This window comes from Yersinia enterocolitica (assembly GCA_002082245.2).
Classification (GTDB): domain Bacteria; phylum Pseudomonadota; class Gammaproteobacteria; order Enterobacterales; family Enterobacteriaceae; genus Yersinia; species Yersinia enterocolitica_E.
Map to the genome: position 1 here is coordinate 607233 of NBTC02000002.1, position 13687 is coordinate 620919.

Here is a 13687-nt window from a genome sequence, read left to right on the forward strand (position 1 = left end):
GGCCATCCGGCCAGTTCTGTTTGAAATCCTCAACCATGGGATAGACGGGTAATGCCCACTCATTGACCGAGACGATCAGGCCAATGCCGCTGGTGGAGCGAATTTCAATATGCCAGTCAATATCGTTAATGAGCTGCATATCGTAATCACCTGAGCGCAGTTTCAGTCCCCACTGGAAGGTATAAAAGTAAAACTCAATACCATCATTGCCACGATAGTAGGTTGGCTCGACGTCACCATCCATACGCTGGATCCGGTTGGTGAGGTCAGAAACGGCATTATTCAATTGGTCATTAACATTGACCATGACAGCCAGTTTGCTGGTTTTTTCTGCCACCTCTTTTTTGTATCGCCGGATCTCTGTTAGTTGCTGGTTTAACAGCGTGCGCTTGCTCTCCAAATCATCTTTGAGGCGAACGATCTGGATTTTCATTTTTTCAGGATTCAGTGACTTCAACCGATTCACCTCAGTAGCCAACACGCGTTGGCCTGAAAGTGAAAGATTGTATTTGGCTGAAATACTGTCTCGCTGCGCATTAGCTTCAGCGACTAACAGGTCTGCATTTTCTATGCGTTCCTGCACTTGTGTTAACGCCAAGGATTTCGTGGTTAGGTCGTTTTCAGTTTTTTCTAAACGGTCGAATAAAAGGTTGTACTCGTCAGTCTCGATGTTGAGTTGTTCAATACATAGGGACTGTGCTTGGTTGAGTAAAACAGTCGCGCTCTCTATAGAGCGCTGTGCGGTGCCGGTAGTCTGCTCGATGGCAAGGTCTAACTGCGCCCGAACTGGACGCAGGGATGACTCCAGCACACTGGCAGTTGTGGCCTGTGTGGTCATGATGGGTTACCTGTGGAATGCCTGCCGTGGCAGGTTATGAAAGGTTATTGCGTGATAGAGAAATAGCGGATCCGGCCAGCTTTTACCGCGTTGTACAGGCGGTTAACTGTTTCAGTAGTAAGCTCAATTCCTGCCGCTACTAAATCAGCATCAATTTGGGCAATCCAATTAGCTGGCTTGTCTGTTAGTTGCGTATTTACCGATCCGCCCAGTTGCTTAGGAAAGTTAAGCGATCCCGCAGGGTGTAACGACTGATGGACTGTTGTATCCGTACTTGCGGCGACTGTTTCTGTAGTGGCCACTGGCACTGACTGTTGTTGTTTTTTCAATTCATCAAGCCGCAATGCTTCCTGCTGTCTGTGCTGTTCCTCAATTTGTTTTTGCCTGGTAATGCGTTGATCAATCATCAGCGCCAGATGTTCGTGCTCAAGGGCAATTATTTGGTTGATGTCAGCGAACAGATTTTTATAAGCCGGTTCAATATCAGCAAATAGCACTAAGTTAGACTGATATTTCTCACCTAATTGGTTAGCAGCTATCTTGGCGCGGGCCAGTTCATCGTTGGCTGCACTCTGCAAAGAGGTGAGGGTTTTCTTGCCTTTGATAGCAGTGGCAAAATCAGCCGGGATAGTAGGTAGAGTGACAATAGCCAACTGTTTATTGATACCGGCAATGTGCTCAGCAAGAGCGGCTTTTACCTTATTCAGTATTTCAAGGCGAATAGCTTCTTTGCGCAACTTAACGAGTTTTGACAGGTCTAGCCGTTTGTTTCGCATTTCATCGCGCAAGGTATCAATGGTGCGGAAAAGTAGATCAATCTGCTCAGTCTTAGACAGTGCCTGCTGCTTAATCAGATCCAGCTCTTTCTCTGCTTTTTCACAGAACTTAACGGTTTCTTCTGCGTCAGCGAAGTCCTGATCGGTCACCAGATTAGTGTTGATGGATTGAATAAAGGCCAACGCTTGATTCTGGTAAACAGTCAGGTTTGATTCTTTTACCGCGCCCTCTATCTCCACCAATAGGGCAGGGAGGCGCATTAAGGCTTTACCTTGCGGTATGTCTTTTATCTCAGGGGCTGTGTAACCGTTCAAATCCTGTTCAAATTGCTGCCAACCCGCCATCAAAACTTCACGGCGACCAGGTACCGGTAAATACTCCATCCACACAAAGTTATCCTCAGTGCCATTTGATACCACAAAAATGACCTTTTCGGACTCACTCACTAAAAGCTGCTGTTCTAACTGCCAGTAATACTCTGGCGGCAAGTCTTTATTTTTCACCGCCAGCGCCAGTGTGGCATTCCACATTTTGTGTTCAAACAACACATCTTCCATCATGGTCATGCCATCAAAGGAAGCCAACAAATAGCCATCATCATCGATGGCGGTTGCTGGGAATAATTCGGTACCGATCATGGATTCTACGATGACCCGCGCTGTGGCTTCTTGCGCGTGGCCTTTATCGAACAAGTTGGTTTGTACCCAATCGCTGATTTCCCGTTCCGAGCCGGTGGCCTTCATATTCAGCAATTCATCGCGGCGCATTTTACTGGAGGCTGCCATCATTACTGGGGCTTCGCTGGCAGTGAAATGGCGACTGCGTAAGGCGTGCCATTCTGGCGTGCCTTGCTGGACATTAATGATTTGTATCTTCTGCCTCCAGATGTTCGATAGTTTTGATTTGTGCCGAGGTGAGGGTGTATTTGCTTTCGATGGTGTTGATGATTTGCGCGGCGGTTTTCTTGCCCTTGTTGATCAGTGTTGTCCAGTCAGCAAGTGCGCGTTGAAATTGTTCCGCGCTGTATTCTGGTAGTGCCTGCGGCTGGCTTGGTTGCTGGCTGCCTTGGCTGTGTTCTTTACCTTCATTCACATCAAGACTTTTACCTTCCATTTCCTCTGCTGTTGGCTGCTGACCAATTTCCGGCCAACCTTTACGCAGTGCCTGCGCTTCGGCGCACTTGGCTAATTGCCCATAAGGCCGCTTTTTCCACATGGCATTGGGTGCTTGGGTATCGCGGCCAGCGGTCGCATAGTTCTCCAGCCAATATTCCTTCGCACTGAACTCCACGATAGTGCCGTTAGGCATGAGTTTGCTCAGGGTGTATTTGCACCACTGAGGGAAAGTAATTTCTACTCCGTTAAAAACTTGTGTGAGGTCAGGGCCAAATTCGGGTTCCTGTGCACCGGCATAGTTACCAGAGCGGTCTGCCTGTATGCGATAGAGCCCAACACCGGGCATCACCACATCACGCATTTCATATTTACCACTTACCGCATCTTTCACGCTCATAGGAACTAAATGAACGGGTTTCATCAGTGGATCTAACTGGCGGGCGCGGCAATAACTCACTGCCATGATGACTGAATCATCTTTAGCGCCAGGGTAAATACTGTTTTTTAGCTCGTTCCACGTTGGTTCGTCAATATTCAACCCAACCACGGCGGGCGGGAGATTACTGGTTGTTACTGCTTGGGTGGTCATTGGTCAGCCCTCAGATTTTGACAGCGATAGCCAGAAACATGAACGCGCCTAAAACACAGGCGAAGAAGAATTTCAGGCCAGATTGTTTGGGATATAGGTTGAAGTCGTCGCCGGTAACGCGGTGGCGGTATTGGAGTTTCTTGATGAATTCAGTAGTCATGGTATGCTTTCCCATGGTTGGGTTTGGTCACTCAACCACGCTGATAATAATCCTCGTGGTTATTGTTCAGTCCTCAGTAGGTTTGCGGTTGGTCCCGCACTCCTGGGATAGCCCCGGCTTAATCGCTGGGGCTTTTCTCTTTTAGGATATGGATAAGTAAGAAAAGGTATGAAAAGACAACTTGTAGTTTTATTAGCATCAATTCTTAGTATTCCATCAGCATTTGCTGTAGATATTCCAGCCATGGAAAAGGTAATGCGTGAAGGCATGCAGAACCCGAAAACAGTGGAATATCGGTCAATCACTGAAGTAACCAACTCTACCGGCGAAACGTTTGTTTGTGGTGAGGTCCGTATTACAGGGGAAAATAGTCAAGAGGCTGATTTCATTCCCTTTGCTTATACTCAACACAAAACTATCTACGTGAGTTCAGATCTTTCTAAGAATGAGAAAAGTGAGTATCGTCTGACTGGATGTGAAGGCAAAGAATCAGAGGCATCTTGGTATAAGACTCTAACGATATTAGATACAAACTGCCTTGCCGGTTTTCAAACACTAAAAGCTTATTTCAGTGAAGGAAAATCAGACGAGCTTGCTATCGCCGCAGGCGTTAGCGTTTGGGATGATTTCAATAAAAAAATAGGAAAATCTGCTGATGCTGAATTTAATAAATCGGCTTATTATTATTTAAGATCGATATTGAATCAGGCTAAGGTTAACCCAGAAATGGGGGCTGAGATTAAAGCAGATCCAATAGCAACAAAGAATGAATTCCTTGCTAATTGCAGAGCAATTTTTATTGAAAAGACTATCAAATAATTATCGCGATTATTATTCCTAGTCTATGAGGGTGCTTTGTGTTGCATCTAACTCCATGGCTCTTTCTGCTTTGGCAACACGGAGAAATATTTCCTCCTGCACCTCATCCAGATAGAGTTCCATAGCGGTTGTTTCGGTAAGTGCTGCAAGGTAATGGGTACTTGCACCCGCAATAAAGCAGCCATTTTTGACAGCGGTTTTAAAAGCGCCGAGCATTTTTGAATGACGGCGTAAAAACTCAATCCTCTTGCCTAATTCCTCTTGCTCATCAGGATCCGAAATTAATAGGCGGTCATACTGTTCCAGCGATTGCTCAACCATTCGCTGATAGTTGTATTCATTCATAGGCCTTTCTTATTTATATAATAAAAAAGACCACATAAGTGGCCTTTAAAGGGGGGGTATTAAATAATATGCTGGTTAGGTATCATTTTTAGCCGGGGGATCTGAATCCTCCTAATTTTCAGTTGGGTCAGTATCTCTAGGCGAATTTATGATTGTTGGAATGGCTGAGATTTCTTTACCCATACCCCAATTAGCTACATTTAGTTTCTCCCCTAGTTTTGCTCCTTCAAATAACTCTTTTGGAACGTTACCAAAATTAAGATCACTTTTAAGTATTGAGCCTAATTGTTTGGCAACAGGGGATTCAGCTATTTTGATTAACTCTTTGAGGTTGTTGGGTAGGTCAGAAGCTGGATTATACAATGCTGAAACCTGAGACATAATTTCTTTACTGGCTAAATATTTCCCATCTTTGAATGCAGGAGATCCGAGTGCCTCTGCTACAGTAATGTTTCTTTGTTTGGTTGTGGACTGTCCCTCCTTTCTATTTGATTCTTTTATTTTACCCTTGAGACCAACTAATATAGTTTCGCTTTCATTTATTTCATTTTGAAGACTTATTGATTTTTCACTGAGGGTAGATATCGTCTCATTTGCACTTTTAATCTGCTTTTCAAGTGTCACTATAGAGAGGCTTAATATTTCATGATGGGTACTTAATGCATCCATATTTAGTTTTGACTTAAGCTGTGATTCTTCTTCATCAGCTAATTTCGTAGCTATTTCTGCTTTTGCTAACTCCTCAGCATTGTCGCTTTGAACTTTTGATTGTGCAACATGGCTAATTGTTTCATAGGCTCGAGTTTTTTGTTTTCTAACAAAATCTTCAGAAATATTGTCATACTGCATATGAAGGAGGCGGATAGCTACACCAAGATAAGGGAATGCAACCGCAATAATAAAAGCTGAAATGGCTGGATAGATAAGAGAGTCAAGATGCCAAGGGTCAAGTTTTCCAGCGAGGGTAGTAGTAATCCGCTCTTCAATCGGTTTCTTGCTGAGAATAATAATTAGTACTGATTGCCAATTGAAGTATAACCAAGAGAGGATAAAACAAAAGAAAAATGGATTTCGTATTCTATCGATAATGGTTTCTTTCACTGACTTCAACAGATCATTCATTAGACCGCCTAAAATAGCCATCAATTATTAAGATATTCTACTCAATTTAATGAATAAACGATAGACGTTGACCGCCCAATATTCGCGAGTTAAACCTGAGTGCAGCGCAGCCAAAGGCCCCGAAGATCAGGGCCAAGATAAGATCTCTTATTCGCCATCTTTCTTTTCGTTAATACGTTGGAATGGATAACGCTCGGTATCTGGCTTGATATTGCGGTAGAAGTGGGAGCCAATTGATTCAGCGCCGGAGAAGGCTGTGTAATCATCAGCGGACACGTTTCGGTAGTGATACAGGGCCGCCGGCTCACCCTTCGACTTAAAGCGAATCGCCAGTGTGTTGCTAACTGGGTCATGGCCGATGCTGTGGATCTGGGAAGATTCAATCTGCTTCATACTAATTGCTGGTAAATTGCTCATATTGGTTCCTTTTAGGTAAAAAAAAGAGCCACAGCCTAAGTTGTAGCTCCGATGGTTTATTTTGCTTTCCTGCTAATTAATGCTTAACGCACGCCGCGAGGTAACTTACTGCAACCACGCATCTTTTGGCGGGCAACTGCTGCAATCCGTTTATCTGGATCTGCTGAAGTTCTGGGCTTGCTGGGTACTGCTGAGTGATGCAAACAGCCAGTTAAACCGCGTGATCAGTGCCGCCAGTGGTGCTGACTGGCGGACCCTGCGCGATCTCGAAAAATTATTATCCCAGATGTTCCCCGGTGAAGGTGATACCCAGACCGCTATAAGCGCACGCCTGCGTGAAATTAGTCCTGTCCGTCATGGGCTGCTGAAACAGGTCAGAACTGTCCGCAATGAGGATATCTCGGCTAACGATAGCGGGATATGCAGCTAAAGTTTGTTATGGATTTAAACGCACCCAAGCACAGATTCAATATTACTTATCCTAAATTAATTATAAAAATGGATGCTTAGGACTTTTTAATAGTATTTTATATCCATAGTTCAACTTTCATTAATCGCAGCTTGTTATTATATTTTAGATTAGCGTAACGTGATGTAATTAATGGTTTTGTGATTTCAATCACGGACGGTTAATATTTCGTTACATTAGTTGATAAGGCATGGTTTGAGCTGTAATTTATCTACAAATAAATTTTTTGTAAGATAATCATGAGCAATAAAACGGCAGAGCAGCAATTCTTTTGGGTTAATCACAAACAAACATTCAAAATTGCGCGTAAAGAAGGATTTATCTGGGCTCCAAGTCGAGCAAAAGACGGAAAACCAAGACCAGCTTACGATACGCTGCAATTGGTCAATCCTGGCGACGTAATATTTTCCTATGCATTTACTAAAATAGGCGCTGTCGGCGTCGCTAAATCAAAGTGCTATGACGCCATTCAACCTCCTGCGTTTGACAGCTTTTGGGATAACCAAGGGTGGAAGGTTGATGTTGAGTTTACAACGTTAAATACGCCAATCTCGCCAAAGGAACATCTCGGGGAAATTGCTCCGTTATTACCTGAAACGCATTCGCCAATAAAACCACTTAATGGCAATGGTAATGAGATGTACTTGTCAAAAATCAGCCCTGAGCTAGGCCATTTACTGTTAAAGCTATGCCATTCAGACAGTTTAATACAACAAAACGATACTTCTGATTATCAAGAAATTGAAAAGGATATTGCTGAAATCAAGGCTCATAAACTTGGCGATCCCACGACAGCAGAACGATTGATCCAGGCTCGCGTGGGGCAAGGTTTATTCCGGCAAAATGTGCTGGCCCTCTATCCTCAGTGCCCTGTTACAGGCGTATCTATGCCTGAGTTACTTAGGGCGAGTCATATTAAACCTTGGCGGGATAGTTCAGATGAGGAGCGATTGGACCCTTATAATGGACTAATGCTAGCTCCACATGTAGATGTATTATTTGATAAGGGATATATAAGCTTTACCAGTGACGGCTATATGATTATTAGGAATGATCCAAAAATACACGACGCTATCACTGAATTAAATATACCTTTAACTGTAAAGATTAACGTTTTTGAGGGAAGTAAAGCATATCTTGATTGGCATCGTAATTATTTTGAACTATATTGGGGTCTATAATGAGAATAGAGAGAAGATTAAGAACTCTTGCTGCGGAAAACCAGAGTTACGCTCCATTGTTAGCCCAGTGGGAATTTGATAAGAGACTGTTATCTAGAGCTTTGAATACAGTGTCAAATAATTTCCCAAATTTTAGTCTTCATGACGAAAGTCATTCATCAACAATTATTTCACAGATTGAAAAAGTAATTTCACCTAATATAGAGTTACTATCTGCAACTGACTGCTGGTTGATTTTAGAATCATGTTATTGGCATGATAGTGGAATGATTATAAATTATGAAGAAAAAAAACAACTAGTAAGTGATAAGAATTTCATTATTCACTTAAAAACAATATCAAAAGGTAATGATGAATTTAGTGAATATGCGAAAAGTATACTCGAAGGTGTTACGGCAGGTAATGCTGAAAAATTATTTGATGACTCTCAATATCTTACATTCATATTAGCTGATTATTATAGAGCGAAACATGCTTCTAGATCAGAGGAACATGTTAATAATCCAATAAAGATTGGTGTAGATTCGCCAAGAACTCCACTGATCCCTCGCCGTTTAATTTCTATTCTAGCAAGTATATGTGCTAGTCATGGGAAAGATTCAAACTCTATACTGATTTTACCTGATGTAAATGATGGGATGGATTCGGAGGACTACGCTCATCCACGATATGTTTCCGCATTATTAAGAATAGGTGATTTGCTCGATATAGATGATGGGCGGTTTTGTCCGACCTTATTAAAAAATATAGGTTGTATACCTTGCAGTTCAATGCACCATAAGGAAAAACATGAATCAATAAAATCTTTATATATTGATAGTTCCGTAATAAGTATCAGAGCTGAATGCAGGGATTACGATGTATTTAAGGTGCAGCAATCTTGGTTTGACTACATAAAATCAGAGTTTGATTTTCAGAAAAGACATTGGAATAAAATCGTTCCAAGTTCTGATTACTCCGCGTTACCCACAGTTAATGATATTAATTGTGTAATGCTGGATTTTATTACATTAGATGGTAAAGTTCCTACGATAACTCTTGATAGCGGGAGGATCTACAATTATTTAACAAGTCAGTTGTTATATGAGAGTCGTTTCTCATATATAAGGGAGCTTATACAAAATTCTATGGATGCAGTATATTATAAAGTTTGGGAGGAAATGAGTCATAAAGAAGAGTTAGATAATTTGCAACAACATGAACAAAGGGATCTTTTCTACGGGAAAATAAGTAACGAACGTATAAATATTAATTTAATTAAAAAGGAAGATATTGACAGTCATTATATATATCAATTGGAAATAAAAGATGATGGTATTGGAATGTCTTTGGATGATATAAAAAAGCTTACGGTTGTCGGTTCTATTAATAAATCTTTAAAAAGTCAAATAATTAACTCAATGCAAGAGTGGGCAAAACCATCAGGGTATTTTGGAATAGGCATCCAAAGTGTTTTTGATTCAGTTGAGAAAATGTTAATAACGACAAGGCAAAGAGGAGATCTTTGTTACGAAATAAAGTTAATTAAAAATGGCTCAAGGATACCTAGTGTTTGGATTCGTGTGATTGATAATAAATGGTTTGAAGGAACATCTGTTACATTAGAGATAAAGCAAGAAAAAATACCTAACTCAGTTTCAATGGTAGAGTCAATGGACTCCATAATCTACAATTATGATCCTTTAGTTGATACCGATATACCTGTAACTGAAAGCTATATTTCTAATGCGATAAATAAAGCATTTAAAAACTCTACTATTCCTCTTTGTTTTAATAATGAAACTATTGTTGACGGCGTTAAAAGACTTTATAAAAGTGATAATGTAATTACTGATTATAAACTAGGTGTAGATGTATTAATTGATGTAGACTTAGAAAATTCACATGGCAAAGTGTATTATAAAGATACTTATGTTGAAGATAATGTTTTATCCAGAGGGATTGCTTTTACTATGAATATATTTAGTAAAGATTCTGGTTATTGGCTAACAGTTAATAGAGATAAAGTGAGGAAAGATAGACTAGGTGAGCTTGGGGATATATTGAAGCGTGTTATAGATGATAATCATGCTCTTATTTATTCCTCTGCCAGTGATGAAAAGAAAGCCGTTACTGCATTTTTTATAAAAGGAATGCTTGGGGTTGAATACGAAGGGTGGGAAAAATATTCTTTAGGTGGGGTGGTGGTAGGTAAATATATAAATGGCGAAGAGTCTATATATATAGTTGAGAATTCGAACTTTAGGAGTAATGCTGATACAGATAGATATGTTTTAAGTTATCATATGGGGCTGACAATATTATCTAAAATAGTGAAATTATTAGGAAAAAAAGTCATTGTAAATGATATTAGCAAAGTAGCCATGCCAAATAATTTTAATGACGTGACGACTAATGAAGTAATTCAAATTACAGTTGTCAATGAGTTTCCTAAGGGCGGCGAGTTAATATATCCACTTAATGAACTAATTACTTCTTTGAAGGATTATTTCTCAAATACTGATAAGTACATGTCAAGAGGGCGAGATTGTATCGTATGTTATGACGTTAATTATATTGAGTACTCATTAACGGGAGACGAGCTACCAGCCTGGCTAGCCTCAGACCAACATGGAAGGATGTTTTTTGACAATTTTTTAATTTTACCAAGTAAGAAAGGGAATTCTATTGAAAAAGAAATTGATATCGTCGTTGAATACTATCATAAAATAAATAAAATAGTTGATGAAGTAATTTTGGGTGCTATATATAGAAAGGTATGGTCTGAGTTAGAGTTATATCCGAAAGAAATTTAAATGTATTCAATAAAAATTTATTTACATATAGAATATTATTTTAATAACCTTTGAGGACTGACCAATGACCACTGCAATTGAACGACTTATTAAAATGCATGATCCGCGCTGCGTCAGCATTGAATCGCTGAACATTGGCAGAGGTCGTGCAATTCTGACCAAAGATCAGATATTAGGCACTTTTGCTACCTGCCAGCATATACACCCTGTCGGATTCGATATTTTGATGACCAAATACCGCAATGACTGCAAAGCAAAGCAGAGCAACGCTTACGGGCCGCAATTAGTGTGTGGCTGCATAAACGACCGCATCCACCCCGAGCCATTGCTGCCTGCCAGTTAGCGCTGAACATGGTATTGGATAGAAACCTCCCTGCGCAGGTAGAGCAAATTGCAACTTTACTGCGACGTTACGGATCTCGGACTGGAATGACCAGAAAAGTCGTTGATGGGCTACAGCAGCAAATCAAATTGCTGGAAAGAGATAAAGCCCAGGCACTTGATGATGGCACTATCGTATTACTGGCAGACGAAATAAAAACCCTTCAGTCTAAAATCAAAACCGAACGTGGTGCACTACGGGCATGGGCTAATCAGCAGGCGGCGATAACGCAAGTTTGCCCCCGCTGTCACGGTGCCGGTAAAACTCTGCGACCTCATCCCGAAATATGCAACGAGTGCGGCGGCAGTGGCCGTATACCGCCAACAATGGAACATCTGCGCAAATCCATGGGTATCATATTGGTGCCGCAGTAGGTTTGCTGGCAAGTAGTTTCTTCTAAAGGATCATTATTATGGGCGTACAAGGTTTAGCAGACGGCTTCTTGGCAGGCTTCAATACTGCGGATCAGGCTATCAGTCGTGACCGTGAACTGGGTTTGCGGGATGCGGCACAACAACAACAGGTTAAGGACTCTGACCGTAACTATGGTCTGGCGCAGGATCAGATTAACTGGCGCAAAGAAACGGACAATCGTGATCATCAATATAAATCACAGCGTGATAGCGTGGGTGATGAGCAGTGGAATAAGAATTATGGCTTAGCACAAGCCAACCAGCGAACAGCGAATGCCAGCTTGGGGATGCGGGCGCAGGAACTCAATATGCGTAAGAACGAGTTTAATTTCCAACGTTCTCAAGCTGAGCGGCAGCAGCGCATGCAAGAAGAAATGCCGGTTGTTCAGGCGCTGTATAAGCAAATTGAAACCACCGGTCAGGTTGACCCTCAATTGTATGGGCAAATTTCAAAGGATAACCCGCTTCACCCTTCGCGTTTCTTTGGTCAGGGAGCAATTGATAATGTGATGGAGATTAACCAGATTATGCCGAAGGTGCTTTCCGGGGAAATGAACTATAACGACCCGAAAGTATTAAAAACGATGAATACTGTGCTGGCCCCCTATATTGAACGCAATATTGATGAAGTCGATCCAGAGTCAGGGAAGAAGATTAAGAGCAAAGAGTTGGCTCATATTGGTATCAGTGAAGATGGCAAGTTTGTTATTCCCGGTCTGAAAGTCACTTATAGCGATGGTTCAACCGCCAACAAACCTATGACTCAATTCGGTTCCGCTGATGTGAATGATAACCAGGTAGCTAAAATCCCTATCGATGAGTTTATGAATAAAGTCAGAGGTTACAGCCAGATGGTTGGTCAGCTTAACCAACCAGATAGGGCCAAGTTCATTGGCAGCATGGTTAATCCGCCAGATAAAGCCGCTATGCGTCAGGAAAGTGAGGGCTATCGTAAAGAACTGCTGGATATTAGCAAAGATGAAGGTAAGCAACTGGCTGCACTGAATAAAGATGGTGCGATGATGGATGAAAAACAACTGACTGCTGCAAAACAGGAGATTAAGAGCAACTCGGAGCAACGCCGTCAGCAGGCCTCGGAACTCTACGGTGTTGGCGGGGGACGTAGTTCGCAAAATCAATCAGGTATTGACCCGGCAGAGTTGGAAGCATTTGCGGGTGAGTACCAAAAAGAGTTTGGTGAAGTTCCCGATCTGAATAGCCCACAGGATCAGCAGGCCTTTGTGGCATGGAAACAGAAACAAAGGGAAGGAAGGCAGCAGAGGGCTACAAACAGTACCACCCAGGAAAAACTCGTTTCTGGTGATAGCTTTACTGCGCAGCAGTTACGAGAAGTTTATAGTCGAGCGGCAAAGTAATAAATATGTTTCTTATTATTCTTAGCGACTCCTGATATTATGTAATCAGCTACTTATTATAAGGAATAGTGCATAGTGAAACGGATTATAAGTGTCTGCACCCTGATTGTGGTATTAAGTGCCTGCGATAGGAATAATGAATCTTTAGTTTTTACGCCGAATGTTGCAAGCATCTCTAACATATTTGGGTTAGACCCGTTACATGGACCTGTTAAATCACTCAGTCAAAAAATGCTGGATGCCAATGGGAATGTTATTTCTGAAGCTCATGCAAATATTGATGAGAAAGGCTGCTTTACTTCAATAAAGGTCCGCACTCCAATATCAGAAATAGATACGGATTACGTTAAAGATGGTAATTTTTATATTAATAGTAATACCAAAGAAAAAAAGTTAATTTTGAATGAGAAATGCAACATTACGCAAACTATGAATGGAGATGTTAAAACACTACTGAATAATAAAGGGTTTGTAACGGATGTTAAAATATCAGAAAGTGGGAAAATAAGAAAACATTACGAGTATGACGAAAGTGGATATCCTATTTTAGACGTAAGTTATGAAGAGAATTTCGTGAATAAAATAGTGACTGAATTTGATGCTAAAGCAATAAATACATTTAACTATGAAACGAAAACTTACATTAATGATAAGCTTGAAGTTTCAACAACAAGAGACTGTACGATAGATTCACATGGTAACCCTGTATCCTGTAAAATAAAAGACATATACCCTGATGGCAGAGTAACAGAAGCATACTCGGTCATGTATAACACCGAATATTACTGACTGTATTGCTTTTAATTGAGACTATAAAATATTGGAGTCTGTATCGTCAATTGTAGTATGAGATATTTGCAATTTATAATCTTGCTTAGCCAAACGGAAC

Annotated in this window: 10 protein-coding genes and 2 pseudogenes; 7 read left to right on the forward strand and 5 right to left on the reverse strand. The window is 41.1% G+C overall.

Annotated features, from left to right (window positions below):
- Nucleotides 1-882: 882 nt before the first annotated feature.
- Nucleotides 883-2487 (reverse strand): hypothetical protein, encoded by a 1605-nt coding sequence (locus tag A6J66_004100; protein PNM23450.1) that lies wholly within the window; start codon nt 2485-2487, stop codon nt 883-885.
- On the reverse strand, nt 2474-3277 hold the full coding sequence (gene bet, locus A6J66_004105) for a phage recombination protein Bet (protein PNM26889.1): 804 nt from the start codon (nt 3275-3277) through the stop codon (nt 2474-2476). Before bet ends, A6J66_004100 begins: the two co-directional genes overlap by 14 nt.
- Nucleotides 3278-3647: 370 nt before the next feature.
- Between bet and A6J66_004110 the strand changes: the two genes are divergently transcribed.
- Nucleotides 3648-4298, forward strand: coding sequence for a hypothetical protein (locus A6J66_004110; protein PNM23451.1), 651 nt, complete (start codon nt 3648-3650; stop codon nt 4296-4298).
- A gap of 18 nt (nt 4299-4316) precedes the next feature.
- Here A6J66_004110 and A6J66_004115 read toward each other — a convergent pair whose 3' ends face one another.
- From A6J66_004115 to A6J66_004125, 3 genes are all read right to left on the reverse strand, one after another.
- Entirely contained in the window at nt 4317-4643 is a 327-nt protein-coding gene (locus A6J66_004115; protein ID PNM23452.1) for a hypothetical protein, read from the reverse strand.
- 111 nt (nt 4644-4754) lie between these two features.
- Nucleotides 4755-5765, reverse strand: coding sequence for a hypothetical protein (locus tag A6J66_004120; GenBank protein PNM23453.1), 1011 nt, complete (start codon nt 5763-5765; stop codon nt 4755-4757).
- Nucleotides 5766-5912: 147 nt separating this feature from the next.
- A complete protein-coding gene (locus tag A6J66_004125) occupies nt 5913-6182 on the reverse strand; it encodes a KTSC domain-containing protein (GenBank protein PNM23454.1) in 270 nt (89 codons plus the stop codon).
- Between the two features lie 193 nt (nt 6183-6375).
- On the opposite strand from A6J66_004125, the pseudogene A6J66_004130 reads away from it, so the two are divergent.
- The 6 genes and pseudogenes from A6J66_004130 to A6J66_004155 all read left to right on the forward strand — a co-directional run bounded on the left by A6J66_004130 (nt 6376) and on the right by A6J66_004155 (nt 13587).
- Nucleotides 6376-6612: pseudogene (locus A6J66_004130) on the forward strand (hypothetical protein).
- Nucleotides 6613-6890: 278 nt separating this feature from the next.
- On the forward strand, nt 6891-7832 hold the full coding sequence (locus tag A6J66_004135) for an HNH endonuclease (GenBank protein ID PNM23455.1): 942 nt from the start codon (nt 6891-6893) through the stop codon (nt 7830-7832).
- Entirely contained in the window at nt 7832-10627 is a 2796-nt protein-coding gene (locus A6J66_004140; GenBank protein ID PNM23456.1) for a hypothetical protein, read from the forward strand. The genes A6J66_004135 and A6J66_004140 overlap by 1 nt, the downstream gene beginning before the upstream one ends.
- A gap of 64 nt (nt 10628-10691) precedes the next feature.
- Nucleotides 10692-11368 (forward strand): annotated as a pseudogene (locus A6J66_004145) (hypothetical protein).
- A 53-nt stretch (nt 11369-11421) separates the two neighbouring features.
- Nucleotides 11422-12798: a hypothetical protein gene (locus A6J66_004150; GenBank protein ID PNM23457.1), complete on the forward strand. Its 1377-nt coding sequence runs from the start codon at nt 11422-11424 to the stop codon at nt 12796-12798.
- Between the two features lie 75 nt (nt 12799-12873).
- Entirely contained in the window at nt 12874-13587 is a 714-nt protein-coding gene (locus tag A6J66_004155; protein ID PNM23458.1) for a YnfC family lipoprotein, read from the forward strand.
- Nucleotides 13588-13687: the final 100 nt, after the last annotated feature.

What these genes read in the sequence shown, in the direction of transcription:
- A6J66_004110 (PNM23451.1), top strand. Translation starts at nt 3,648, where the DNA reads ATGAAAAGACAACTTGTAGTTTTATTAGCATCAATTCTTAGTATTCCA.
- A6J66_004115 (PNM23452.1), bottom strand. Translation starts at nt 4,643, where the DNA reads ATGAATGAATACAACTATCAGCGAATGGTTGAGCAATCGCTGGAACAG.
- A6J66_004120 (PNM23453.1), bottom strand. Translation starts at nt 5,765, where the DNA reads ATGAATGATCTGTTGAAGTCAGTGAAAGAAACCATTATCGATAGAATA.
- A6J66_004125 (PNM23454.1), bottom strand. Translation starts at nt 6,182, where the DNA reads ATGAGCAATTTACCAGCAATTAGTATGAAGCAGATTGAATCTTCCCAG.
- A6J66_004135 (PNM23455.1), top strand. Translation starts at nt 6,891, where the DNA reads ATGAGCAATAAAACGGCAGAGCAGCAATTCTTTTGGGTTAATCACAAA.
- A6J66_004140 (PNM23456.1), top strand. Translation starts at nt 7,832, where the DNA reads ATGAGAATAGAGAGAAGATTAAGAACTCTTGCTGCGGAAAACCAGAGT.
- A6J66_004150 (PNM23457.1), top strand. Translation starts at nt 11,422, where the DNA reads ATGGGCGTACAAGGTTTAGCAGACGGCTTCTTGGCAGGCTTCAATACT.